At 68.4% G+C, this 23,791-nt stretch carries 14 protein-coding genes and 1 pseudogene; 10 read left to right on the top strand and 5 right to left on the bottom strand.

The window, feature by feature from the left end:
• Window positions 1–192: 192 nt before the first annotated feature.
• Complete coding sequence (locus GobsT_RS31795) at window positions 193–696, top strand: cupin domain-containing protein (RefSeq protein WP_010039579.1); 504 nt, start codon at window positions 193–195, stop codon at window positions 694–696.
• A 31-nt stretch (window positions 697–727) separates the two neighbouring features.
• Here GobsT_RS31795 and GobsT_RS31800 read toward each other — a convergent pair whose 3' ends face one another.
• A complete protein-coding gene (locus tag GobsT_RS31800) occupies window positions 728–1,855 on the bottom strand; it encodes a serine/threonine-protein kinase (RefSeq protein ID WP_010039576.1) in 1,128 nt (375 codons plus the stop codon).
• A gap of 132 nt (window positions 1,856–1,987) precedes the next feature.
• On the opposite strand from GobsT_RS31800, the gene GobsT_RS31805 reads away from it, so the two are divergent.
• From GobsT_RS31805 to GobsT_RS31835, 7 genes are all read left to right on the top strand, one after another.
• Window positions 1,988–2,683 carry an SGNH/GDSL hydrolase family protein gene (locus tag GobsT_RS31805; protein WP_010039574.1) on the top strand — a complete coding sequence of 232 codons (696 nt, stop codon included), beginning with the start codon at window positions 1,988–1,990 and terminating at the stop codon, window positions 2,681–2,683.
• Between the two features lie 368 nt (window positions 2,684–3,051).
• Complete coding sequence (locus GobsT_RS31810; RefSeq protein ID WP_010039572.1) at window positions 3,052–4,371, top strand: ATP-dependent 6-phosphofructokinase; 1,320 nt, start codon at window positions 3,052–3,054, stop codon at window positions 4,369–4,371.
• Window positions 4,372–4,469: 98 nt separating this feature from the next.
• Window positions 4,470–7,232, top strand: coding sequence for a phosphoenolpyruvate carboxylase (gene ppc, locus GobsT_RS31815; protein ID WP_010039570.1), 2,763 nt, complete (start codon window positions 4,470–4,472; stop codon window positions 7,230–7,232).
• A gap of 313 nt (window positions 7,233–7,545) precedes the next feature.
• Entirely contained in the window at window positions 7,546–12,129 is a 4,584-nt protein-coding gene (gene gltB / locus GobsT_RS31820) for a glutamate synthase large subunit (RefSeq protein ID WP_010039568.1), read from the top strand.
• A 185-nt stretch (window positions 12,130–12,314) separates the two neighbouring features.
• Window positions 12,315–13,781, top strand: a complete 1,467-nt coding sequence (locus GobsT_RS31825; protein WP_010039566.1) for a glutamate synthase subunit beta — start codon at window positions 12,315–12,317, stop codon at window positions 13,779–13,781.
• A gap of 231 nt (window positions 13,782–14,012) precedes the next feature.
• Window positions 14,013–14,402 carry a hypothetical protein gene (locus tag GobsT_RS31830; protein ID WP_148087945.1) on the top strand — a complete coding sequence of 130 codons (390 nt, stop codon included), beginning with the start codon at window positions 14,013–14,015 and terminating at the stop codon, window positions 14,400–14,402.
• A 197-nt stretch (window positions 14,403–14,599) separates the two neighbouring features.
• The gene (locus tag GobsT_RS31835; protein ID WP_010039561.1) at window positions 14,600–15,685 is read left to right on the top strand and encodes a peptidase associated/transthyretin-like domain-containing protein; all 1,086 of its coding nucleotides are present in this window, start codon (window positions 14,600–14,602) and stop codon (window positions 15,683–15,685) included.
• 102 nt (window positions 15,686–15,787) lie between these two features.
• Here the strand turns inward: GobsT_RS31835 and alaS are convergent, their stop codons facing one another.
• Window positions 15,788–18,499 (bottom strand): alanine--tRNA ligase, encoded by a 2,712-nt coding sequence (gene alaS / locus GobsT_RS31840; RefSeq protein ID WP_109570736.1) that lies wholly within the window; start codon window positions 18,497–18,499, stop codon window positions 15,788–15,790.
• A gap of 238 nt (window positions 18,500–18,737) precedes the next feature.
• Here alaS and GobsT_RS31845 point away from each other — a divergent pair, with 238 nt between their 5' ends.
• Entirely contained in the window at window positions 18,738–19,133 is a 396-nt protein-coding gene (locus GobsT_RS31845; RefSeq protein WP_029601273.1) for a hypothetical protein, read from the top strand.
• On the top strand, window positions 19,120–19,617 hold the full coding sequence (locus GobsT_RS41290) for a DUF2752 domain-containing protein (protein WP_081471966.1): 498 nt from the start codon (window positions 19,120–19,122) through the stop codon (window positions 19,615–19,617). Before GobsT_RS31845 ends, GobsT_RS41290 begins: the two co-directional genes overlap by 14 nt.
• Before the next feature lie 75 nt (window positions 19,618–19,692).
• On the opposite strand, the pseudogene GobsT_RS40120 reads toward GobsT_RS41290, so the two are convergent.
• The 3 genes and pseudogenes from GobsT_RS40120 to GobsT_RS31860 all read right to left on the bottom strand — a co-directional run.
• Window positions 19,693–19,952: pseudogene (locus GobsT_RS40120) on the bottom strand (hypothetical protein); the annotation flags it as partial.
• Between the two features lie 586 nt (window positions 19,953–20,538).
• Window positions 20,539–21,495, bottom strand: a complete 957-nt coding sequence (locus GobsT_RS31855) for a DUF1559 domain-containing protein (RefSeq protein ID WP_081471967.1) — start codon at window positions 21,493–21,495, stop codon at window positions 20,539–20,541.
• Between the two features lie 555 nt (window positions 21,496–22,050).
• Window positions 22,051–23,760, bottom strand: coding sequence for an SMP-30/gluconolactonase/LRE family protein (locus tag GobsT_RS31860; RefSeq protein ID WP_010049492.1), 1,710 nt, complete (start codon window positions 23,758–23,760; stop codon window positions 22,051–22,053).
• Window positions 23,761–23,791 lie beyond the last annotated feature (31 nt).

Consider the following 23,791-nt stretch of genomic DNA (forward strand, 5'->3'; position numbering starts at 1 on the left):
CACAGACGAATAAAAAATAGTGAGTTCAAGACACTTCTCTTTCTCTTCGGTTTTCTTTTGTGCCCTTTGTGCTTTTTTGCGGCCAATCCTCTTCTGATTCCTCGGTTTTCTTTTGTGCCTTTTGTGCTTCTTTGCGGCCAATCCTCTTCCGCCTTCGGCCCACCACTCTTCCTCTTTTAGAGGACACGACCGATGACCGCAGACGACGTGATCCGCCTGCTGCAGTTGCAGCCGCACCCGGTCGAGGGCGGGTTCTTCCGCGAGACGTACCGCTCCGCCGCGACCCTCCCCGCCGCGGCGCTGCCGTCGCACAAGGCAGACCGCAGCGTATCGACCGCAATTTACTACCTGCTCAAGCCGGGTCACGTGTCCGAGCTGCACGTCCTTCCGGGCGACGAGGTGTTCCACTTTTACCTCGGCGCGCCGGTGCGGATGCTGCAATTGTGGCCCGACGGCACCGGCCGCGAGGTCGTGCTCGGGTCGAACGTTGCGGCCGGCGAGGTGCCGCAGCTCGTGGTACCCGGCGGGGTGTGGCAGGGCACCCGCCTCGCCGGCGACAGCGGCTTCGCGCTGCTCGGCTGCACCGTCGCGCCGGGGTTCGATTACGCCGATTACACGGGCGCGACCCGCGCCGAGCTGACCGCCAAGTGGCCCGCGTTCGCCGGGCCGATCGCCGAACTGACCCCGCGCGGCTGAACGCGATCGGGCGCGAGGCGGTCGTTGCCTTCTACCCGTGTGAGCTGCCGTCACCCGCCAGCGCGTCGAGCCACACGCGCAGGTCGTTGCCGTACTCGCTCGCGAGGTCCCCTTTCACGAGCTGCCGGTGGAACGCGGCCGCGCCGCGGCGCCCCAGGTCGGCGGCCTCCGCGTCCGGGAACCGTTTCTCGGGGTCGGCGGCGACCAGGCGCCGGCACAGGCTGACGAGCAGGTCGCTCCCGACGACCTCGTGCGGCAGCACGTCCGCCAGTCGGTGCTCGAGCGTGCGCTTCGACTCGATCAGCCCCGACACCCCGACGAAGCCCTCGAACGGGGACCGCCCGGCCATCATCTCGATGAGCACGTACCCCAGGCTCGCGAGGTCGGACTGCGGGGTGACCGGCGCGCCGTCGAGCACCTCCGGGGCGGCGTACAGCGGGGACCACGCGCGGCGCCCCTCCGCCGACCGCAGGTCCGCCGCGGACCCGACGTCCACCACCTTCGCGGAGCCGGTCCGCTTGAGCATCACGTTGGCCGGCTTGAGGTCGCCGTGCGTGATCCCCTCGCGGTGGAGCGCGGCCAGCGCCGCGAGGCAGTCGCGGAGGATGTGGGTCGCCACCCCCGGCTTGATCCGCGGTTGGGCGGGGCCGTCCGTCAGCACCACGTCCTCGACGAACCGCAGGTGCTCCGGGCCGAGCCGCGCGCGGGTCCGCTCCAGGGTGGCCGGCGTGAGCACCAGGCGCAGGTCGATGCCGTCCACCCACTCCATCCGCATGACGCGGACGCCGCGGTGCTCGCTGAAGTGGTGCACCGCGACCAGGTTCTCGTGCTGCACCGCGGCGACCCGCGCGGCCACCGCCGCGATCCGGGCCATGTCCTCGGTGTACGCCTCCGCGGTGCGGAACTGTTCCGGCGAGAACACCTTCAGCGCGACGGGCAGGGCGAACCCGTCGGAGCCCTCGCGGCGCGCGAAGAACACCACGCCCTGCCCGCCGCGGCCGACGAGGTTCAGGTCGCGGCACCCGGCGGCCCAGCCCGGGTCGGTTCCGGAGAGGATCGCGCGGTAGTGGGCGGTCAACTCGTCCGTCGTGCCGCCGCCCCCGGCGAGCGGGAGCGTGCTGGGGTGAGGTAAGCTGTCATGTAAGCGCGTGGACTCCATGTCGCTCCGGAGAGTCGAGGCGATGGCCGTCATGGCGGAACGGCCATTGTATCGCGGCTTGCGCGCGTGTCTCCGCGCGGGCCGGCTCATAGAATCACCCTCCCGCTCTCCCTTCCAGAAAGGACGCACGCGATGCGATTTGCTCATCCGGTCGTGCTCGCCGGCCTGTTCTGCGCTGCCCCGTTTGCCGCCGCCGCGGACGCCCCGCCCCCGCTCAAAAAGGGCGAGAAGATCGTGTTCCTCGGCGATTCGATCACACAGGCCGGGGTCGGCCCCAAGGGGTACGTCACGGTCATCAAGGGGGCGCTCCACGAAGCGCACAAGGACCTGGGGATCGAGGTGATCGGGGCCGGCATCAGCGGGAACAAGGTGCCCGACCTCCAGCGGCGGCTCGAAAGGGACGTGCTCGCGAAGAAGCCGACACTGGTGGTGATCTACATCGGGATCAACGACGTGTGGCACGGCGAGAAGGACCCCGCAAGGGGCACCCCGAAGGACAAGTTCGAGGCGGGGCTGAAGGAGATCATTGGTAAGATCAAGGACGGCGGGGCGCGGGTGGTCCTTTGCACGCCCACGGTCATCGGCGAGAAAAAGGCGGGCGCGAACAAGCTCGACGCCCAGCTCGACGAGTACGCCGACGTGAGCCGCAAGGTGGCGAAGGAAACCGGGTCGCAACTGTGCGACCTGCGCAAGGCGTTCGTGGACCACATCGCCAAGAACAACTCCGCCGATAAGGACAGGGGCGTCCTGACCACCGACACCGTTCACCTGAACGACGCGGGGAACAAGCTCGTCGCCGACACCATCCGCGCGACGATTGACAAGTGAGCCCACAACCAGAAGCGATTCGGCCCTTGCGCGAAACAAGAGCGTTGCTGCTGGATTCGAGGGCAAAGTGCGGATTCGGTGGTTCGCCCGAGCGCGAACCTGGAGTGAGCGCATCTGAGGCACAGCCTGTTCGACCAGGTGTTATTGAACAGGCTGTGCCGCAAGGTCGCGAAATCGCCGATCGGCACGACCGATTTCGATTCCAACTGCCTGTTCGCAAGGCAATCGCGATTTGGCTTCAGAGTTGCAGCGTGGCAACGCGATTCGAACGCTTTTTCTGACTCAACCGTTTAAAACCCGCGGTGCGGGTGCGTTGAAAACTCTTCCAGCGCACAGACGCCGAACAGGTAAACACACGGGGGCGTCTTTTGGTCAGCCGCGAAGACCTCGTCGTCAAGTCGCTCGGGCCGTGCCGGATCGATTCGCCCATGCTCCCGCTGTTGGAGCAGCGCAAGAGAAGTTATTACAACGTCGACGAAGCCGACCGCGTGCTCTTCGACGACACCGCGTCGGCGCTCGCCGGGCGCGGCGTGCCCGTCGACCAGATCCCGGGGTTCGAGCCGGCCGGGCCGCGGCGCAAGATCTTCTTCGACCCGTCCAAGACGCGCGCCGGCGTCGTCACCTGCGGCGGGCTGTGCCCCGGCTTCAACGACGTCATCCGCGCGCTGGTGATGGAACTGCACTTCCTGTACGGGGTGCAGCGCATCCACGGGTTCTGCAACGGGTACCAGGGGTTCATCCCGAAGTACAAGCGGCCCGTCCTCGAACTCACCCCCCAGTTCGTCAGCCAGATCAACGAGCAGGGCGGCACCATCCTGGGCACCTCGCGCGGCGAGCAGGACCCGGCCGAGATCGTCGACTGCCTGGAGCGGATGGGGATCAACGTCCTGTTCGTGATCGGCGGCGACGGGACGCTCCGCGGGGCGCAGGCCATCGCGCGCGAGGTGGAGGCGCGCGGGACCAAGATCGCGGTCGTCGGCATCCCGAAGACGATCGACAACGACATCATGTTCATCGACCAGAGCTTCGGGTTCCAGACCGCGTTCTCGACCGGCGCGGAGGTGATCCAGACGGCCCACGCCGAGGCGAAGGCGTCGCCCAACGGCATCGGCCTGGTGAAGCTGATGGGCCGGCACTCCGGGTTCATCGCGTGCTACTCGTCGCTCGCGCGCAACGACGCCAACTTCGTGCTCATCCCCGAGGTCCCGTTCGCGCTCGACGGCGAGCGCGGGTTCCTGTCGGTGCTGCGGAAGCGGGTCCAGCGGTCCGGGCACGCGGTGATCGTGGTCGCGGAAGGGGCGGGGCAGGACCTGACGCCCGGGAGCGACGAGCGGGACGCGTCCGGGAACCCGCGGTTCAACGACATCGGCGTGTTCCTCAAGCAGAGAATCACCGAGGACTTCGCCGCCGCGAACCTCGAGCTGAACCTGAAGTACTTCGACCCGAGCTACTTCGTGCGGAGCGTGAAGGCGAACCCGTTCGACGCGGTGTACTGCCTGCGGCTGGCGCACAACGCGGTCCACGCCGCGATGGCCGGGCGCACCGAGGTGGTGGTGAGCCGCTGGCACGGGCGGTTCGTGCTGCTGCCGATCCCGCTGGCGGTCCGCGCCCGTCACACCGTGGACCCCAACGGCGACCTGTGGCTGAGCGTGCTGGAGTCCACCGGCCAGCCGCCCGTGTTCGGATGAGCTGAACGGCAAAACGGAAAAGCCGAGCGCGTTCTTCTTGTTTGCCTTCCGCTTTTGCCTTTTTCCTTTTCACGTTTGCCTTGACCCTTGGGGCGTTCATGCAAGTGGCGGCACAGAAGGCGCTCGGCGCCGACATCCGGCTCCTCGGCAACCTGCTCGGCCAAGCGATCCGGCGCCTGGGAGGGGACGCCGCGTTCGACCTCGAGGAGGAGGTGCGGGCGGCGGCCAAGGAGCTGCGCGCCAGCCCCTCGCCGGACGCCGCGCGGCGGCTCCGCGACCGCCTCGGCACGCTCGACGTGCCCGCGCTCCGCGGGCTGATCCGGGCGTTCAGCGTGTTTTTCGACCTCATCAACCTGGCCGAGCAGCAGGCGCGCGTGCGGGCGCTGCGGCACCGGGCCGCCCGGCCGGACCCGGCCCGCGCCGAGAACGCCGAGTCCGCCCTCCAGAGCATCGCCCGGCGCGGCGTGCCGGTTGAGGAGGTGGCGGACCACCTCGCCCGGGCGCTGGTCGTGCCCGTGTTCACCGCGCACCCGAGCGAGGCCCGCCGCCGCTCGGTGCTGGAGAAGCTCGCCGCGGTGGCCCAACTGCTCGACAAGCTCGAGTACGGCCAGCCGACGCCGTCCGAGCGCGACGCGCTGACCGACGCGATCGCGGAGGAGGTCGAGGCGCTGTGGCTGACGGACGCGGTGCGGTCGGCCCGCCCCTCCGTGCTCGACGAGGTGCGCCAGGTGCTCGGGGTGGTCGAGGCGCGGCTGCTGGACGTCGTCCCGAAGGTGTACCGCAAGCTCGAATCGGCGCTCGAGAAGGTGTACCCGAACCACGGGCGCCGCGTGCCGGCGTTCTTGCAGTTCGGGTCGTGGATCGGCGGCGACCGCGACGGCCACCCCAACGTCACCCACGCCGTCACCGCCGAGGCCGTCCGGCTCCAGCAGGAAACGGTCCTCGCCCACTACCTCCAGCGGATCGAGGCGCTGGGCGGGAAGCTGAGCCACTCGGCACCGTTCGTCGCGGCCGGCCCGTCGCTCGCGGCGTCGCTCGCGGCGGACGCGAAGCTCCTGCCCGGGGTGGCGCAGGGGAAGCCGGGCGAGCCGTACCGCGCGAAGTGCCTGATGATCGCCGAGAAGCTGCGGCGCACCCTCGCGTTCGTGCGCACGCACGCGGACGACTGGGGCGCGGACGCGCAGGCCCCGCCCGCCGGGGTGTACGTCGGCCGCGGCGAGTTGCTCGCCGACCTCACCCTGATCGCCGACGACCTGCGCCGGGCGGGTGCGACCGCGAGCGCCGACGGGGCCGTGCGGGACTTCATTCGGCTCGTGGAGGTGTTCGGGCTGCACCTCCTGACGCTCGACATCCGTCAGCACAGCGCCAGGCACGAGGCCGCGACCGCGGAGGTGCTGGCCGCGGCCGGGGTGTGCCCGAACTACGCGGCCCTGTCGGCGGACGAGCGGTTCGCGGTGCTCGCGAAGGAGCTGGAGTCCTCGCGCCCGCTGGTCCCCGCGCACCTGCCGTTCACCCCGGACACGACGGAGGTGGTCCGCACGTTCCGCACGATGGCGGCGGTCCTGGAGCAGCGGTGCCCGGAGGCGCTCGGGACGTACATCATCAGCTCGACGACCGAGCCGGTCCACCTGCTCGAGGTGCTCCTCTTCGCGCGCGAGGCGCGGCTGTTCCGGCCCGCGGAGGGCGTGAGCCGCATCGACGTGGTGCCGCTGTTCGAGGCCCTGGAGCCGCTCCGCTCGGCCCGCCGGATCGTCACCCGGCTGCTCGAGCTGCCCGTGTACCGGCGGCAGGTCGAGCTGCGCGGGAACCGGCAGGAGGTGATGATCGGGTACTCGGACAGCAACAAGGAGAGCGGGTTCCTGCAGTCCGCGTGGGCGCTGTACCGCGCCCAGGCCGAGCTGACCGAGCTGGGCCGCGGGGCGGGCGTCACGATCCAGTTCTTCCACGGCCGCGGGGGCGCGGTCGGGCGCGGCGGCGGGCCGGCGAACTACGCGATCCTGGCCCAGCCCAAGGGCACCGTGGACGGCCGCATCCGGATCACCGAACAGGGCGAGATGATCGCCGACCGGTACGGGCACCCGGCCGTCGCCGAGCGGCACCTGGAGCAGGTGCTGGACGCGGTCCTGCGGACCAGCTTCCCGGACGCGGCGGAGGGGGCCGACCCGAAGTGGCTCGCGGCCCTCGACGCGCTGGCGGACTCGGCCCGGAAGCACTACCGGGGGCTGGTGTACGAGGACCCGGGGTTCCTCACGTACTTCGAGCAGGCGACCTGCATCGGCGAGATCGCGGAGCTGAAGATCGGGTCGCGCCCGGCCCGGCGGAGCGGCGCGCGGAGCATTGAAGAGCTGCGGGCGATCCCGTGGGTGTTCAGTTGGATGCAGAGCCGGCACACGCTGCCCGGGTGGTTCGGGCTCGGGAGCGCGGTCGCGGAGTTCCTGCGCGCGAACCCGGACGGCCTCGCGATGCTCTCTGACATGTACGCCCGCTGGCCGTTCTGGCGCACCCTGATCGACAACTCGCAGATGATCCTCGCCAAGGCCGACATGGTCATCGCCCGGTTGTACGCCGACCTCGTGACGGACCAGGCCCTGGCGGCCCGCATCTACGGGCGGATCGAGGGGGAGTACCGGGCGGCGGTGGACGCGGTGTGCCGGATCACGGGCCAGTCGGCGCTGCTCGAACGGTCCCCCGTGCTGGGGACGTCGATCGAGCGGCGGAACCCGTACGTGGACCCGCTGAGCTTCATCCAGTTGGTGCTGCTCGACCGGCTGCGGAACCAGAGCGGCCCGCGCGAGGAGCTGGTGACGGCGGTGCTGGAGAGCATCAACGGGGTCGCGTCCGGGCTGAAGAACACGGGGTGAGCGCCTTCCCCTGGGGCCGCGGGCGTCTCGCCCGCTTGTTGCGCGGCAGACGGGCTCCGCGGTTGACCGCGGGGGCGTGGTCGCCCGCTTCTGCCGAGGTGCGAGGCGGCATTAGGGTTCGATCGGGCGGCACCGGCTGCGGGGCACAAGCGGGCCGGCGCCCCTCGCTCCAGCAAGAACGCGCCTTGCCAAGATGTCTCGCTATCGAGATATTTGACTTCGAGCGATTTAATTGGCACTACATTCACGCGGTTTCTGCCACATTGCCTCTCCCGAGTTGGCCGGAAGCGGCTCAACCCCGTACTAAACGCATATGCAGCCAGAGACTTTAGCGTTCGTCCCCTCGCCCCTCGTCCCCGAGGGGCTGTACCACCCGTCGTTCGAGCGTGACGCGTGCGGCGTCGGGTTCGTCGCCGACCTGCGCGGGCGCAAAACGCACGCCACCGTGAGCGACGCGCTCCAGTTGCTCCGCAACCTCCAGCACCGCGGCGCGTGCGGGTGCGACCAGGACACCGGCGACGGCGCCGGCATCCTGCTCCAACTGCCGGACCCGTTCTTCCGGGCCGCGGCGGCCAAACTGAACGTCGCGCTGCCCCCGGTCGGTAGCTACGGCGTGGCGTTCTGCTTCCTCCCCACCGACGCGGCGAGCGCCGCCGCGTGCCGCCGCGCGCTCGAAAAGGTCGCGGCGGAAGAGGGGCAGACGGTCCTGGGCTGGCGCCCGGTGCCGGTGGTGTCGGCGGCCATCGGCTGGCTGGCGCGTACCACGGAACCGGTGATGGAGCAGTTGCTCGTGGGCCGCGGCGCCGGCACGCCCGCGGACGCCTTCGAGCGGAAGCTCTACGTGATCCGCCGCCGCGCCGAGCACTGGGCCGCCACGCACCCCGCCGGCGCCGGGTTCGCGATCACGAGCTGCAGCGCCCGCACGATCGTCTACAAGGGGATGCTCAAGCCGGACCAGCTCGAGGCGTACTTCCCGGACCTGGCCGACCCCGGGGCGGAGTCGGCCCTCGCGCTGGTCCACAGCCGGTACAGCACGAACACGTCGCCGCAGTGGGCGCTCGCGCACCCGTTCAACGTGCTCGCGCACAACGGCGAGATCAACACGCTGAACGGGAACGTCCACTGGCTCAAGGCGCGGCAGGCGCTGATGGAGGGCGGCGCGCTCGGCGACGACCTCCGGAAGGTGCTCCCGCTCGACCTCGACGGGCTCAGCGACTCCGCCGTGCTCGACCGCGCCGTCGAGCTGCTCCTGCACAGCGGCCGCAGCCTGCCGCACGTGATGATGATGCTCGTGCCGGAGGCGTACGAGGAGCAGAAGCAGCTCGACCCGGCCGTGCGCGGGTTCTTCCGCTACCACCGGTGCCTCACCGAGCCGTGGGACGGCCCGGCGAGCCTGTCGTTCACCGACGGCACCGTCATCGGGGCGATGCTCGACCGCAACGGGCTGCGCCCGGGCCGGTACGTCATCACCGACGAGCGCGTGATCGTGGCCAGCGAGATCGGCGCGCTGCCGACCCCGACGGGCGCGGTGAGGACCGCGGGCCGGATGCAGCCCGGGAAGATGTTCATCGTGGACACCTCCTGCGGGTCGGTCATCCTGGACGACGAGATCAAGCTCGAGGTGGCCCGCGAGAGGCCCTACGCCGAGTGGGTCGCCGCCAACCAGGTGCAGCTCGACGACCTGCCGGCTGCGGCCCCGGTCGAGCCCGACCTCGCCACCGTGCGGAACCGCCAGCACGCCTTCGGGTACACCCAGGAGGACGTGGCCCGGGTGCTGCTGCCGATGGCGCAGGACGGCCAGGAGCCGGTGTCCAGCATGGGCACCGACACGCCGCTCGCGGTGCTCAGCGACCGCGCGCAGCTCCTGTTCAACTACTTCAAGCAGCACTTCGCCCAGGTCACCAACCCGCCGATCGACCCGATCCGCGAAAAGGTGGTGATGAACACCGAGTCGCTGATCGGGTGCGAGCAGAACATCCTCGCCGAGACGCCCGAGCACGCGCGGCTGCTGCGGCTGAAGGGGCCGACCCTCAACGACGAGGAGCTGGCGAAGGTCCGCGCCCTCGACCGGCCGGGGCTGACGGTCCGCACCCTCACGACCCTGTTCGACCGGGCCGCGGGCGAGCCCGGGCTGGCCCGCGCCGTCGACGCGCTCTGCGCCGAGGCCGAGGCCGCGGTGCGGGCGGGCGCCACGATCCTGATCCTCTCCGACCGCGGGGTGGACGCGCACAAGGTGCCGGTCCCGTCGCTGCTCGCGACGGCCGCGGTGAACCACCACCTGATCCGCGCCGGCCTCCGCGTGAAGTGCGGGCTCGTGGCCGAGACGGGCGAGGCCCGCGAGGTGCACCACCTCGCGCTCCTGATCGGGTACGGCGCCGCCGCGGTGAACCCGTACCTGGCGCTCGAAACGTACCGCGACCTGGCGGCCGAGGGGATGCTGGTCGACGCGCACGGCGGGCCGCTCGAGCTCACGAAGGCGTTCAAGAACTACGCCAAGGCCATCAACGCCGGCCTGCTGAAGGTGTTCAGCAAGATGGGCATCAGCACGCTGCTGAGCTACCGCGGCGCGCAGATCTTCGAGGCGATCGGGCTGAACCGCGACCTGATCGAGCGGCACTTCGCCGACACCCCGAGCCGGATCGCCGGCATCGGCCTCAACGAGATCGCCCGCGAGTCGCTGACGCGGCACGCGGTCGGGTTCCCGGACGCCCAGCCGGCCGAGGCGGGGAAGGGGCACGAGGTCTCCCCCCCCGAACTGGACGTGGGCGGGGAGATCATGTGGCGCCGCCGCGGCGAGCACCGCATGTGGAACCCCGAGACGGTGCAGACGCTCCAGCACGCGGTCCGCAAGGAGAGCCGCGAGGCGTACCGGGAGTTCGCGCAGGCGGCCAACGACGAGAGCCGGCGGCTGTGCACGCTCCGCGGGCTGCTCGGCGTCAAGAAGACGCACAAGCCGATCCCGCTGGAGCTGGTGGAGCCGGCCAAGGAGATCGTGAAGCGGTTCTTCACCGGGGCGATGAGCTTCGGGAGCATCAGCAAAGAGGCGCACGAGACGCTGGCGATCGCGCTCAACCGCGTCGGCGGCCGCTCGAACACCGGCGAGGGCGGCGAGGACCCCGCCCGCTTCAAGCCGGACACCAACGGCGACCGCCGCGGCAGCGCGGTGAAGCAGGTCGCCAGCGGGCGGTTCGGCGTGACCGCCAACTACCTCGCCAACGCGGTCGAGATCCAGATCAAGATGGCGCAGGGGGCCAAGCCCGGCGAGGGCGGCCAGCTCCCGGGCCACAAGGTCGACAGCGCGATCGCCAAGACCCGGTACAGCACCCCGGGCGTGGGCCTCATCAGCCCCCCGCCGCACCACGACATCTACAGCATCGAGGACCTGGCCCAGCTCATCTTCGACCTGAAGAACGCGAACCCGCACGCCGAGATCTCGGTGAAGCTGGTCGCGGCCGCGGGGGTGGGCACGGTGGCGGCGGGCGTGGCGAAGGGGTACGCCGACCGCATCCTCGTGAGCGGCGACTCCGGCGGCACGGGCGCGAGCCCGCTGTCGAGCATCCGGCACGCGGGCGTGCCGTGGGAGCTGGGGCTGGCGGAGGCGCAGCAGGTGCTCGTCCGCAACGGGCTCCGCGGGCGGGTGCGGCTCCAGACGGACGGCCAGATGAAGACCGGCCGCGACGTGGTGATCGCCGCGTGCCTGGGGGCCGAGGAGTACGGGTTCGCGACCGCGCCGCTCATCGCGATGGGCTGCGTGATGATGCGGAAGTGCCACCTGAACACGTGCCCGGTCGGGATCGCGACCCAGGACCCGGTGCTGCGGGCGCAGTTCACCGGCACCCCGGAGCACGTGGTCAACTACCTGTTCTTCGTGGCCGAAGAGGTGCGCGAGCTGCTGAGCGAGATGGGGTTCCGCACGCTCGACGAGATCGTCGGGCGGCCGGACCTGCTCGCCCCGATCGACCTGTCGTGGCACTGGAAGGCGAAGCACCTCGACCTGTCCGCCCTCCTGGCCCGGCCCAACGTGCCGTTCGGGTCGGTGGTGCGCAACGTCGAGCGCCAGCCCGACATCCTCGCCGAGCAGCTCGACTGGGAGGTGGTGCGGGCCGCGAAGGAGGCGGTCGAGCACCCGCGGCGGCTCCAGCTCGCGATGCCGATCACGAACCGGAACCGCACCACGGGCACGCTGCTCAGCTACTTCGTGACCGCCCGGTACGGCGAGGCGGGGCTCCGCGAGGACACCATCGACCTGCGGTTCACCGGCACCGCCGGCCAGAGCTTCGGCGCGTTCCTCACCCGGGGCATCACGCTCCGCCTGCGCGGCGAGGCCAACGACTACGTGGGCAAGGGGCTGTCGGGCGGCAAGCTGATCGTGGCGCCGCAGCCCGAGGCCGGGTACGTGCCCGAAGAGAACGTGGTGATCGGGAACGTGGCCCTGTACGGCGCGACCGGCGGCGAGGCGTACTTCCGGGGCCGGGCGGGCGAGCGGTTCGCGGTCCGCAACAGCGGCGCGAAGGCCGTGGTCGAGGGCATCGGCGACCACGGGTGCGAGTACATGACCGGCGGCGTGGTGGTGGTGCTCGGCCCGACCGGGCGCAACTTCGCGGCCGGCATGAGCGGCGGGTTCGCCTACGTGTACGACCCGCACGGGACGTTCCGCGACAACTGCAACCTCGAAATGGTCGACCTGCTGCCGGTCGAGGAGTACAAGGACGTCGGGACGCTCAGCAACCTCATCAACCGGCACGTGCTGTACACCGGCTCCGCGGTCGGCAATGAGATCGTGAACGACTTCGGTTCGGCGCTGCCCAAGTTCGTGAAGGTGTACCCGAAGGACTACCGCCGCGTGCTCGAGCAGAACAAAGCCGTGCAGCGCCAGTGGGAGCTGGTCAACGGCTGACGGTCGGCGCGAGCGACTTCAACAACCCCGTGCCCGGGGCGTTCGCCCCGGGCTATTGTCCGCGACCCCGTTGGGGTCGGGGGAACAGGTTTTCGACCCCGACGGGGTCGCGGGAAATAGCCCGGGGCGAAAACCCCGGCGCCTCAACGGAGGAGCGGCGGCGTCGAGCGCCGATCGTGAGCACAATGGCAGACCCGCGTGGGTTCTTGAACGTCGAGTTGCAGAAGCCGACCCCCCGGCCGATCCACCTGCGCGTCCGCGACTACGACGAGCTGTACCAGCCGATGCCGGTCGCGAGCACGCGCGCGCAGGCGACGCGGTGCATGGACTGCGGCATCCCGTTCTGTCACACCGGGTGCCCGCTGGGCAACCGCATCCCGGACTGGAACGACCTGGTCCACCGGAACCGGTGGCAGGAGGCGCTGACCGCGCTGCACGACACGAACAACTTCCCGGAGTTCACCGGCAAGACGTGCCCGGCCCCGTGCGAGGCGTCGTGCGTGCTGGCGCTCAACGGCGCGGCCGTCACGATCAAGACGATCGAGCAGGCGATCGTCGACCACGGCTGGGAGCAGGGCTGGATCGTCCCCGAGCCGCCGGGCCACTCGACGGGCAAGTCCGTGGGCGTCGTCGGGAGCGGGCCGGCGGGCCTGGCGGCCGCGCAGCAGTTGCGCCGGGCCGGGCACGCGGTCACGGTGTACGAGCGCGACGACCGGCTGGGCGGGCTGCTGATCTACGGCATCCCCGACTTCAAGATGTCGAAGGACTACGTCGCCCGGCGCATCCACCAGATGCGCGAGGAGGGCGTCGAGTTCGTCACGAACGCCGACATCGGCAAGAACGTGGACCCGCAGGAGCTGCGGGCGAAGCACGACGCGCTGGTGCTGACCGTGGGCGCCACGCGGCCGCGCGAACTCGACATCCCGGGCCGCAACCTCCAGGGCGTCGTGCAGGCGATGACGTTCCTGACGGCCCAGAACCGCCGCGGGCTGGGCGACCAGCTCCCGGCCGACAGCATCAGCGCCGCCGGCAAGAACATCATCATCATCGGCGGCGGCGACACCGCGGCGGACTGCCTGGGCACCTGCCACCGGCAGGGCGCCAAGTCGGTGCTGCAACTGGACTACAACCCGTGCCCGCCGGAGAACGTGAACCCGGACACGCCGTGGCCGCTGTGGCCCAAGATCCTGCGCATCACCCCCGCGCACGAGGAGGGCGGCAAGCGCGACTGGCAGATCAAGACCCAGCGGTTCGCCGGCGACGACCAGGGGCGCGTCACGGAGCTGCACGCGGTCCGCGTCCACCACTACTTCGACAAAGACGGCGAGCGCCAGTTCGAGGAGCTGCACGGCTCGGAGCTGGTGTTCCCGTGCGACCTCGTACTGCTGGCGATCGGCTTCGCGGGGCCAGAGCGGAGCCTGCCGGAGCGGCTGGGGCTGGCGATGACGGAGGGCGGCGCGATCCGCAGCGACGCGAAGTACGCGACATCGGTCCGCGGGGTGTTCACGGCGGGCGACTGCCGCCGCGGGCAGTCGCTGGTGGTGTGGGCGATCGCCGAGGGCCGCGAGGCCGCCCGGCACGTGGACGAGTTCCTGACCGGCCAGCCGAGCCGGCTCCGCGGCCGTGACCTGCCGCTGAGCCTCATCCGCTGAGCCGGCCGTGGCCGTAACCGAGTACCTTCGCACCCGGGTCTTGATCTTCAAGGCCCGGGTGCGATGCGTTTGGCGCCTGCGAACTCACTTCTGGGATCGCCGCGATCGCCCGGCAGACTGATTTTCGATTGGTCTAATACAATAACATGCGTGGCGTTAGGGCCGAAAATCTGTCATCACCCGGGCGGCCCGGTTCCGGTCCATTGCGCGGTTGTGAAAGCGAGAAGCCCGTTGGACATTCCCGAACACGATCCCCGCAGTAGGTGCGTGGCGGGCACCTGGGTCGTCGAGCCACAGAACGACGCTCTCACTCGGACCCCGGCGTTCGGGCAAAGGTTCTTCCGCGCCGCATTCAGCGAGTTCGCGGCGGTTGCGGCCGGCGTCCGCTTTCTGCGGTGGTCCTTGCAACCTGAGCATGTGTACGCCGTATTCGACCTGCACCGAGGAGGGGCTGGGGTTCAAATCGATCCCGACCTGGAATACATCATCGTGTGGGGCGCCGGTGGGCAGGGGGAGTACGGCGACTGGGATGGCGATCAGGTGCCCCCGGCGATGGACTACCTCCGGCGTCTGATCGAGGGAGGGAGTGATTCACCAGAACTGAAAGAGCGTTTGAGTTGAGTCGGTCAGGGCTGCAGATCGCTGACGAAATTGCGGGAGTACAGAATCATGATTCCCGGGCTTCTCGGCACCGAAAAACGGCCGCTGGGGTAAGAGTTCTACCGCTCTCCGACGAACAGGTAGGAGCCCTGTGTTGTTCCCTTCCGTAGCCGGTCCCGCAGAGACGAGCGGCAGAACGGAAGTGGCGGAGGACGGATATGGTCTTGCGGAACGGGAGCCCGGTGGTGCTGGCGGGTCTGATTGGGATCGCGTGTTGCGGGTGCGGTCCGCAAGGGGGAGCGGCGACAGCGCCGGCCGCGAGTTCATCAACGAACGCGCCGACGGAGGCCCCACCGGTCGCCAAGCCGGACCGCGCGCCCGAAACGACAGGGGCGCCGGAAGTCGCTGCTCCCAAACCGTCCGGCCCGCCGCCGGTTGTCAAAGTGGCGGTCGGCAAGGAGCCGAACTACGTCAACCTGATCCCGAAAGAGGCGCCGCCGGTCCCGACGTTCCCGGCACTGGACAAGAAGCCCGGGCACCTCCGCGGGTACGTCAAGGACGCCGCTGGGAAGCCGCTCCAGGGGGCTTACATCGGCGTCCGGTCGACCGTCGTCGGCGGCCGGTATTCGGGCGCTCACGCGGAGTCGGACGAGAAGGGCTACTACGAGGTCCAGGTGCCGCTCGGGGCCGCCCACTTCTACGCCGCGGGGTACACGGTGGACTACGCCGACGGCCGGGCCGCGTTGTCTCTTCATCCGGCTGACGGGAAACTCACCTCGTTCGCCTCGGCCGACGGGTCGGTCGAGAACTTCGTGCTCTGGACTTACGGCGCGGCGGACAAAGACGGGCTGAGCGAGAACCCGCGGCTGCGGAGCAACTTCTACGGCGGCTCGCTATACATCGGGCACCACCTCAACGAACCCGGCGAGGCGCTGGGGCTGCCGAACAACCTCACAACGGGAACGGAAATCGAGGTCACCCTGACCCCCGAAGGGCGCCTGCTGGACGGCAGCGTCGGGAAGACGTTCGTGGTCCGGAAGGCCGTGTTCAGCACGGGTTTCGCCATCAACAACATCCCGGTCGGTCAGTACCGGCTCACCGCGAAGCGGGCCGACGGTCAGCCGCTGAAGATGCGCCTGAACAAGCCGAGCGGGCTGGCGTTCGGGATCGTTCCGAAGGAGACGACGGAGGGCGCCGTTCTGTCCCTGCACCCGGGCGGCGCGAAGGCCGGAATGGTGACACCGGGGCGCGGGAGTTGGGAAGCCGTCGAGGTGTACGTCGAGATCCCCGAGAGCAAGAAGTGAGAGCCACCGGCCTGGTGTTGAGAGTTCGGCACAGACGGGATGCGTCTGTGCCGAGCGCGTTAAGCTCAATCAGATACCAGAATTCGGGCGGGCGAAGCGGCATCACTTCGCGAGCAGGTCGCGCCCGAGGCGATCGGCCTTTTGGAGCGCTTCGGGCAGCTTCGCGGGCTCCTTCCCGCCGGCCTGCGCCTGCTCCGGCTTCCCGCCGCCGCCGCCGCCGATCACCGGGGCGACCTGCTTCACCACGTCCCCGGCCTTCAGCCCCTTCTTCACGAGGTCCGGCGTGAGCGCGGCGATCAGGAACGCGCTCTCCGGGCCTTCCGACCACCCGAACACCACGAACGCCGATCCGCACTTCTGCTTCACGCGGTCGATCTGCGTGCGGACCGTTTCGTTGCTCGCACCGTCGGGCAGCTTCGCCACGACCACCTTCGACCCGCCCACGTCCGGCGCCGACGCGATCAACTCGTCGACCACCCCCGTGAGGGCCGCGGCGACTGCTTTCTTGAGCTGCGCCTGGGCCGCCTTCAGTTGCTCCTGGAGCGCCCCGACGCGCGTGGGCAGTTCGTCCGGGCGGCACTGGAACGTGCCCGCGAGTTCGTCCACGATCGCGCTGCGCGTCTGCACGTCCTCGTAAGCCGGCTTCCCGGTGACGGCGGTGATGCGCCGGATGCCCTTCGCCACGCCTTCCTGGGAGACGATCTTGAAGTACCCGATGGTGCCGGTGCGCGGCAAATGCGTCCCGCCGCAGAACTCCACCGACATGTCCTGGGTCACCTTCTCGGGCGCCTCGGCGCCGATCATGACGACGCGCACAGGGTCCGGGTACTTCTCGCCGAACACCGCGCGCACGCCCGGCAGCCCTTTGGCCTGCGCCAGCGGCATCGTTTGCGCCGTGACCACCTGATCCAGCACGACCTGCCGGTTCACCCGGCGCTCGATCTCGCGCAGCTCCTCGGCCGTCACCGGCTTGTCGTGCGAGAAGTCGAACCGGGTCTTCTCCTCGTCCACGAGCGAGCCCTTCTGCTCGACGTGGTGCCCCAGCACCTCGCGCAGCGCGAGGTTCAGCAGGTGCGTGGCGGTGTGGTTCCGCATCACGTCAATGCGGCGCGTCGTGGTTTGCTGAAGGGTGACCCGGTCGCCGACCTTCAACTCGCCCGCGAGCAGCGCGCCGACGTGCAGCACCGTTTCGCCGAGCCGCTGCGTGTCTTCCACCTCGAACTCGGCGCCGGCGGTGCCGGGCCGGTCGATGGTGCCGGTGTCGCCCACCTGCCCGCCCTGCTCGGCGTAGAAGTTCGTGCGGTCCAGCAGCAGCGCCGCCGAATCGCCGGCCTTCAGCGCGCCGGTCCGGACCACCTCGTTGTCAACGACCCAGCCGAGCACGGTCGCGTCGACGACCGCGGCGTCGTACTTGGGGGCGTCGTCGGTCGGGGGCAGGTCGCCCTTCACGGCCGTGACGGCGAACTTCTTCCCGCCGGCCCTCGCGCCGTCCTGGGCGATTTTCATCTCCTCTTCAAAGCCCGGCACATCGACCGTCAGGCCCTGCTCCTGGGCCATCTGGAGCGTGATGTCGATGATGACGCCGTAGGTGTCGTGGAGCTTGAACGCCTCCTTGCCGCTCACCTGCGTGCGCCCCTCGTCCTTCATCTGCGCGGCGATGCGGTTGAACAGCGTGATCCCGCGCCGCAGGGTGCGCAGGAACGCCGCCTCTTCGTCGCGGATCTGGTCCTTGACCTTGTGCGGGTTCTTCTTCAGCTCCGGGAACGCCGCGCCGAAGTGCTCCACCACCGTGTCAACGAGCCGGTAGAGGAACGGCTCGTTCGTGCCGAGCACCTGGTACCCGTACCGCTCCGCGCGCCGCAGGATGCGCTTGAGCACGTAGTCGCGCCCCACGTTCCCGATGGTCGCGCCGTCGGTGAGCGCGAACGTGAGCGTGCGGATGTGGTCCGCGATCACCCGGTACGCCGTGTCCTTCAGGTCGTTCAGGTCGCCGCCGTAGGGCCGGTCGCACAGCGTGACCTTCTGGATCGCCTCGAACAGCGGGGTGAACACGTCCGTGTCGTAGTTGCTGCTCTTCCCCTGCACCACCGAGCAGATGCGCTCGAACCCCATGCCCGTGTCGACGTGCTGGGCGGGCAGCGGCGTGAGGCTCTGGTCCTCGTTCCGGTTGAACTGGATGAACACCAGGTTCCAGATCTCGATGACCTTGTCCGTGCCGCCGTTCACCAGCGGGCCGCCGCTCTTGTCGGGCGTGCGGTCAATGTGGATCTCGGTACACGGCCCGCACGGCCCGGTGTTCCCCATCTCCCAGAAGTTGTCCTTCTTGTTGCCGAGGTGGATGCGCTCCTCGGGCACGCCGACCGCCTTCCAGAACCCCGCCGCCTCGTCGTCGCGCGGGATGCCGTTCGCCGGGTCGCCTTCGAAGACGGTGACGTGCAGGCGCGTCGGGTCGAGCTTCCACACCTCGGTGAGCAGCTCCCACGCCCACGCGATCGCGTCCTTCTTGAAGTAGTCCCCGAAGCTCCAGTTCCCGAGCATCTCGAAGAACGTGTGGTGGTACGTGTCCCGGCCCACGTCGTCGAGGTCGTTGTGCTTGCCGCCCGCGCGGATGCACTTCTGGGTGTTCGCGACCCGCACCACCGGCGGCTTCTCGGTGCCGAGGAAGTACGGCTTGAACTGGTTCATGCCCGCGTTGGCGAACAGCAGCGTCGGGTCGTTGAGCGGCACCACCGGCGACGACGCGATGTTCGTGTGCCCGTGCTTCTTGCAGAAGAAGTCGACGAACTGCTGACGAATTTCGCTGGAAGAAAGCATGCGGTTCTCGCGTGTGATGGCGCACCCGGTCGGCGGCGCGGCGCCGGGGGGTGCAGTACGGAGAAAGACACGGACTCTGCCGGAAAGTTCAAGTGGTTGGTGCGAACGGCACCGGGGCGCGGAATCTCGGACGATCCGCCGGAAACGGATTTGCTACCCCGCCCGGAGTTGGCTAACCTGTGCACAGCTAGACCCCTAGCACTTCGCTATTTCCAAATCTTGAATCGGAGAAGGTCGAATGGCCCGCGACCGTTACGACGACGAGGACGACGAGCGTGAGCCGCCACGGGGGCGTGGCCGCTCGCGCGACGACGACGACGAACCGCCACGGGGGCGCGGCCGCTCGCGCGACGACGATGAGGACGATGACGACGACTACCGGCCGAACCGCCCCAAGAAGTTGACGGGCATCGACGGATTGATGAACGGGACGGTCTCCGTCGTTCTGTTCGCGCTCTTCAGCTTTTGCTGCTGCTGGCCCTTGGGCGTGATCTTGGGCATCATCGGTCTGGTGACCTGCAAGAACCCGGACTCCAAGCGGAACTCGATTATCGTGCTCGTGGCGGGCGTGGCTGGGATCATCCTCAACGTCATCCTGTATGTCAGTGGCGTGACGAACAATGCCCTCAAGTGAGCCTTCGTCCGAGCGAACCGCTTCGGGCATAACTGTTGGCGCGGGACCCCGGGGGCTTACGGCCTCCGGGGTCCGTTTGACCCGATCGGTCCGTCTGGCGCTCGGGGTTCTGGTTCTGATCCTTCTCGGTGCCGTCGGCTACGTGCTCTCCACGGTGCCCCCCACTGGCAACGCGTGGTACCCCAAGTGTACCCTTCATTCCGCCACCGGTTTGCACTGCCCCGGGTGCGGCACGACGCGGGCCGCTCACGCCCTGCTTAACGGTCACATCGGGCAAGCGATTGCTTACAACGCAATCGTGTTTCTAATATTCCCGCTGCTACCCGTTCTTCAGTTCGGTGCCCGCCGCATCCAGCGTGTCACGATGTGGTTTGCCCTCACCGCAATTCTCTTGTTTGGTGTCCTGCGTAACGTTCCGGCCGAACCGTTTAGTCGCCTCGCGCCGCACCAACTCGGTGCCACGGAAGAGCTTCCGCGGCCGTAACACATCGGAGCCGCCACACATCGGCGACGGTCTCCGAAGGCACCGCGGGTTGCCCTCGTCATGGCGACGGCTGACCTAACTGGCTGTTACGCGGTTAATGCGATTGCTCGTATCCGTGCACGGATTGGCGATCGGCGCCGGGAGAAGTGGGTGCATGGGCGTGCCGTTGCGGGCCGCTTGAATGGCGCCGTAAGGTGAGGACGTTGCTGTCTGCTGTTGGCACGAGGCGATGGCGGTGAGCGCACGCTTACTAACCGGGAACCGCGTTCCGAGTGGGTGCCACAACGGGTCTTGCACCAGCGCACGGCGTGGCGCGACGCCCGGTTACTCGGCTCCGCCCAACCGCCGCAACTCCCGGCACACCGGCCTTCGAGTTGCCCGCGATGCGCTCCCAGGTCACTACAACCGGCTATCCCTGTGAATGATTACGGATTGAGCGTTAAGTCTCCCCCCTACACATAATTGCGCGGAGGGGTTAGCTGTCTTCGATTTGCTCAGTTCATCACCTCACGCGATCGACCAATCGCTATTCCTTTAAGATCATAATCTGTTTGCCGCCGGGACCGGTTGATCCGCCTTTGGCCGGTGCGGGAGTCGGTGCGGCTTGAGGCGTCGCGGGGGTGGCCGGCGACTCTTTGCCGCACCCGCTTAGTGCGATCAGAGCGATCGTTGCGGCCCCTAACAGATGGCGCACGCGAATTGACATTTTGCGTCTCATGATTCCACGGTGTAGCCGCGACTGACTGCAGCCGATCACATGATCTGATGGGATCGACAGTCTCGATCGTCAGGCGGCGGGGCGGGCGAAGCTGTTGCGATAATGGGCGTCATGTGAGGGCCGGTTCGGCCACGAGACACGCCGCACGAAAACGCCCCGGCGGGCGCTTTCTTAATGAAGCGCCCGCCGGGGTGGTTATGACCTCACTCCACCAGCGACGAGTTCACGACGCCGCCGTCGGCCATGCCGCCCAACCGCTGGAACGTCCACCAGCGGTCCGAGCCGACGCCGGGGTCCGTCGCCGACGCCATCGACCTGATCCCGCGAACGGAGCCGTCGCAGAAGACGAACTGCACGTTCCCGGTGTGCTTGCTCCCGAACGTGGTCCACGACGGCCGGATGAGGTCCTGCTTGGTGCCGAGGAATCCGGGGCTCATGTACGAGTAGCTGTAGTCGCGGGCGCCGCTGATGCCCCCGTTCCCGCCGAGGGTTTCACCGAAGCCGATCGTGTTGGAGGTGCCGTCCGAGATGTCGGTCAGCTTGGTCGTCGAGCCTTGGTAGTACGGGCCGCAGTACGGGTCATAAGTCGCGTTGCCCGTTTTGCCCGAGTGCCCGCCGCTGGCGATGTAGTTCGTCATCCCGCAGGTGTTCGGGGCGCCGAACAGCGCGCCGTTGGTGCCCACGGTGCCGTCGGAGTTGTTGACGTACCCGATGCGGATGATCACCGCGCCGTTGTAAGAGTCGAGCGAGTCCGAGGGGCAGTAGTACACCTTCACCTTTTGTTGAGCGGCCACGTTGTTCGTGGAATCCGCCCACCAACGGGTCTTACCGGTGAGCACGTCGTTGGTGATGAGCGCGTAGCTGTTCGCTTGCTCCAGGTACGACAAAATGCTCGCGAGCGCGCTGATCCCCACATCGTTATCGGGGCCAGGGGCGACGGCCCCCGGGGGCAGCCGGCCGAACGTGCTCTCGTAGTTGTGTGCCGCGAGCCCGATCTGCTTGAGGTTGTTCTGGCACTTCATCCGCGAGGCCGCCTCGCGGACCTTCTGAACGGCGGGCAGCAAAAGCCCAATCAGGATCGCAATGATCGCGATCACCACCAGCAACTCAATGAGGGTAAAACCCACCCGCCGGCGAGTAGCGACAAGCACTGTAGGCATCACGTAGATAAACCTCAAAACAACGAAAAAAACGCCGGGTGAAACCCGGAAGGCTGAAACGGGGAGACGTTGGACTCCGGGGGCGGCGCCCACATCATCCGTATCATTTTGGGCGTGATCGTAATGGCGAGAGAGGTATACCGGTTCCTGTCAAAGCTGAATCATCCTTCCGCGCGGCGACATCAACTTAATGGCCGCCGGGTCATATCTGGGGTCAAAATTCTCCCAGGGTTCTCCAGCGGCGGAGTACACCGATTCCCATTGAGTTGCAATTGAGCCGAGTCAAGAATTCGCTCGGCGCACTCTCAACGTCGATGCGAACGGACGCTCCTCAACATACCGACGGCAAGCGTGACGTTTACAGTGGGAAGATTGGGGGCGCGCACGGCACCGGCCGCGGTGCCGTGACCGGCACACCCGTCTGATACCCGGCGCGGTTTCGGAATGGCTGTTGGAGATGTGGTGCGTTTCTTTCCGAGAGGCGCCGAACCGTTCGCGTTCGGCTCGCCCTCGGGAAGGCGAGCGGAGGGCGTTCATCGTCCGCTCGCATCGAGGTTACAGCCGCGGCGGCGCCGGCTTGAACGGCGGCTCGAACGCGTTCGCGCCCTTCACCTTCACCTTGCGGCTGTACACCTTGTCCCCGCAGGTCGCGTACACCACGTCCATGTTCGCGCCGCCGAACGTCAGGTTCGACAGCTTCCCGTTCGGCGTCGGGATGATGCAGTTGACCCGGCCCGCCTGATCGCACACCTGCAACCCGGCCCGCGTCGCGACCCACAACCGCCCGTCGCGGTCGCACCGCAGCCCGTCCGCGCCCGAATCGTCGTCGGCGTCGCGGACGTAGAGGTGGTAATACTTCTGCTTGTTCGCCAGCGTGCCGTCCGGCTGGATCACGTAGCTGTACACCCAGCGCGTGCGGCTGTCCGCGACGTACAGGAGCGTCTGGTCCGGCGACACGGTGATCCCGTTCGCGAACTTCAGGCCCGTATCGACGACCTTCTTTTCGCCCTTCGGCGAGACGTAGTACACCTTGCTGTTGTTGGGCGTCTCGAACGGGTCGGTGTCGTAGACCGCCCCGTTGTGCAGCACCACGAGGTCGTTGCCCTTGAAGCCCTCGGCGAAAACGCTCGGCTTGCCCGCGCCGTCCCACGCCAGGAGCTTGGACTCGCCCGCGGCGTTCGCGTAGAGCCGGCCGTCCGGGCCGAACCGCTGGCCGTCGCCGCGCTTGCTGTCCGCGAGCCACTCCACCGGCTTGCCGTCCACGACCTTGTACGTCTTCGACGAGCCGACGTCGTTAAAGAACACCTCTCCCGTCGGGCTCGTCGCCGGCCCCTCGGTGAACTTGTACCCCTCGCCCACCAGCCTCCAGCCCTCGCCGGGGATCAGAAGCTCTTGCAGCGGCTGCGAGCCCTTGCCGGCCTTCGGCCGTTCGGGCCAGTCCTTCCACAGGAACTGCATCGCCTCGGGGAACACGCCCGCGGCCAGCCCGCCGTTGTGCCCGCCGTCGTTCCACGAGTGCTTCGCTTCGTAGCCCGCGAACACCAGCGCCCGCTCCATCGTCTGGTTCGCCATCCACCAGTCGCCGCCGTAGATGTTCAGGTCCTTGGTGCCGTCCTGGAGGTACACCCGCAGCGGCTTCGGCTCGAACTTGCGGACCAGCGTCGGGTAGATATCGCCGCCGCGCAGCCCGACGTAGGTGCCAATGGTGCTGAACACCCGCGAGAACTCGTCCGGGCGCTCCCACGCCGCCGTGAACGCGCAGATCGCGCCGCTCGACGCGCCGCCGATCGCCCGGTCGGTGCCCCGCTTGGAGAGCACGATCGGCTTCCCGTCCTTCGTGGTCCGCTTTTCCACCTCCGGGAGCAGTTCGTCGAGCAGCATCCGGGCGTAGGCGTCGCCCAGGCCGTCGTACTCGTAGCTCCGGTTGTACCGGGTGAGCGCCGCCTTCGGGTCGCCCGCCCTGACCTCGCCCGGGGTCACGCCGATCGCGATCGTGACCGGCATCTCCTTCGCCGCGATGAGCTTCTCGAACGTCGGGCCGACGTACCCCGGCAGCCCGTCCTGGTTCACGTACACGCACGCGGGCGTTTTGCCGTCGTACTGGGCCGGCACCCACACGGTTACGTTGCGGGTGGTGCCGGGGAAAACCGTGCTCTTCGCGAACGCGAAGCTGAATGAGGTGCCCTTCGGCACCTCGGGCGGTTTCGCGTCCTGCGCGAGCGAAACGGCCGGAATGAAAACCAACAGGGGCAGCAGTCGACGCATAGATGGGCTCGCATCAGATGGCGGGGCAAGG

It is taken from the genome of Gemmata obscuriglobus (assembly GCF_008065095.1).
Lineage (GTDB): Bacteria > Planctomycetota > Planctomycetia > Gemmatales > Gemmataceae > Gemmata > Gemmata obscuriglobus.

What these genes read in the sequence shown, in the direction of transcription:
- GobsT_RS31805 (WP_010039574.1), top strand. Translation starts at nt 1,988, where the DNA reads ATGCGATTTGCTCATCCGGTCGTGCTCGCCGGCCTGTTCTGCGCTGCC.
- GobsT_RS31860 (WP_010049492.1), bottom strand. Translation starts at nt 23,760, where the DNA reads ATGCGTCGACTGCTGCCCCTGTTGGTTTTCATTCCGGCCGTTTCGCTC.
- GobsT_RS41290 (WP_081471966.1), top strand. Translation starts at nt 19,120, where the DNA reads ATGCCCTCAAGTGAGCCTTCGTCCGAGCGAACCGCTTCGGGCATAACT.
- ppc (WP_010039570.1), top strand. Translation starts at nt 4,470, where the DNA reads ATGCAAGTGGCGGCACAGAAGGCGCTCGGCGCCGACATCCGGCTCCTC.
- GobsT_RS31800 (WP_010039576.1), bottom strand. Translation starts at nt 1,855, where the DNA reads ATGGAGTCCACGCGCTTACATGACAGCTTACCTCACCCCAGCACGCTC.
- GobsT_RS31795 (WP_010039579.1), top strand. Translation starts at nt 193, where the DNA reads ATGACCGCAGACGACGTGATCCGCCTGCTGCAGTTGCAGCCGCACCCG.
- alaS (WP_109570736.1), bottom strand. Translation starts at nt 18,499, where the DNA reads ATGCTTTCTTCCAGCGAAATTCGTCAGCAGTTCGTCGACTTCTTCTGC.
- GobsT_RS31855 (WP_081471967.1), bottom strand. Translation starts at nt 21,495, where the DNA reads ATGCCTACAGTGCTTGTCGCTACTCGCCGGCGGGTGGGTTTTACCCTC.
- GobsT_RS31825 (WP_010039566.1), top strand. Translation starts at nt 12,315, where the DNA reads ATGGCAGACCCGCGTGGGTTCTTGAACGTCGAGTTGCAGAAGCCGACC.
- GobsT_RS31835 (WP_010039561.1), top strand. Translation starts at nt 14,600, where the DNA reads ATGGTCTTGCGGAACGGGAGCCCGGTGGTGCTGGCGGGTCTGATTGGG.
- GobsT_RS31845 (WP_029601273.1), top strand. Translation starts at nt 18,738, where the DNA reads ATGGCCCGCGACCGTTACGACGACGAGGACGACGAGCGTGAGCCGCCA.
- gltB (WP_010039568.1), top strand. Translation starts at nt 7,546, where the DNA reads ATGCAGCCAGAGACTTTAGCGTTCGTCCCCTCGCCCCTCGTCCCCGAG.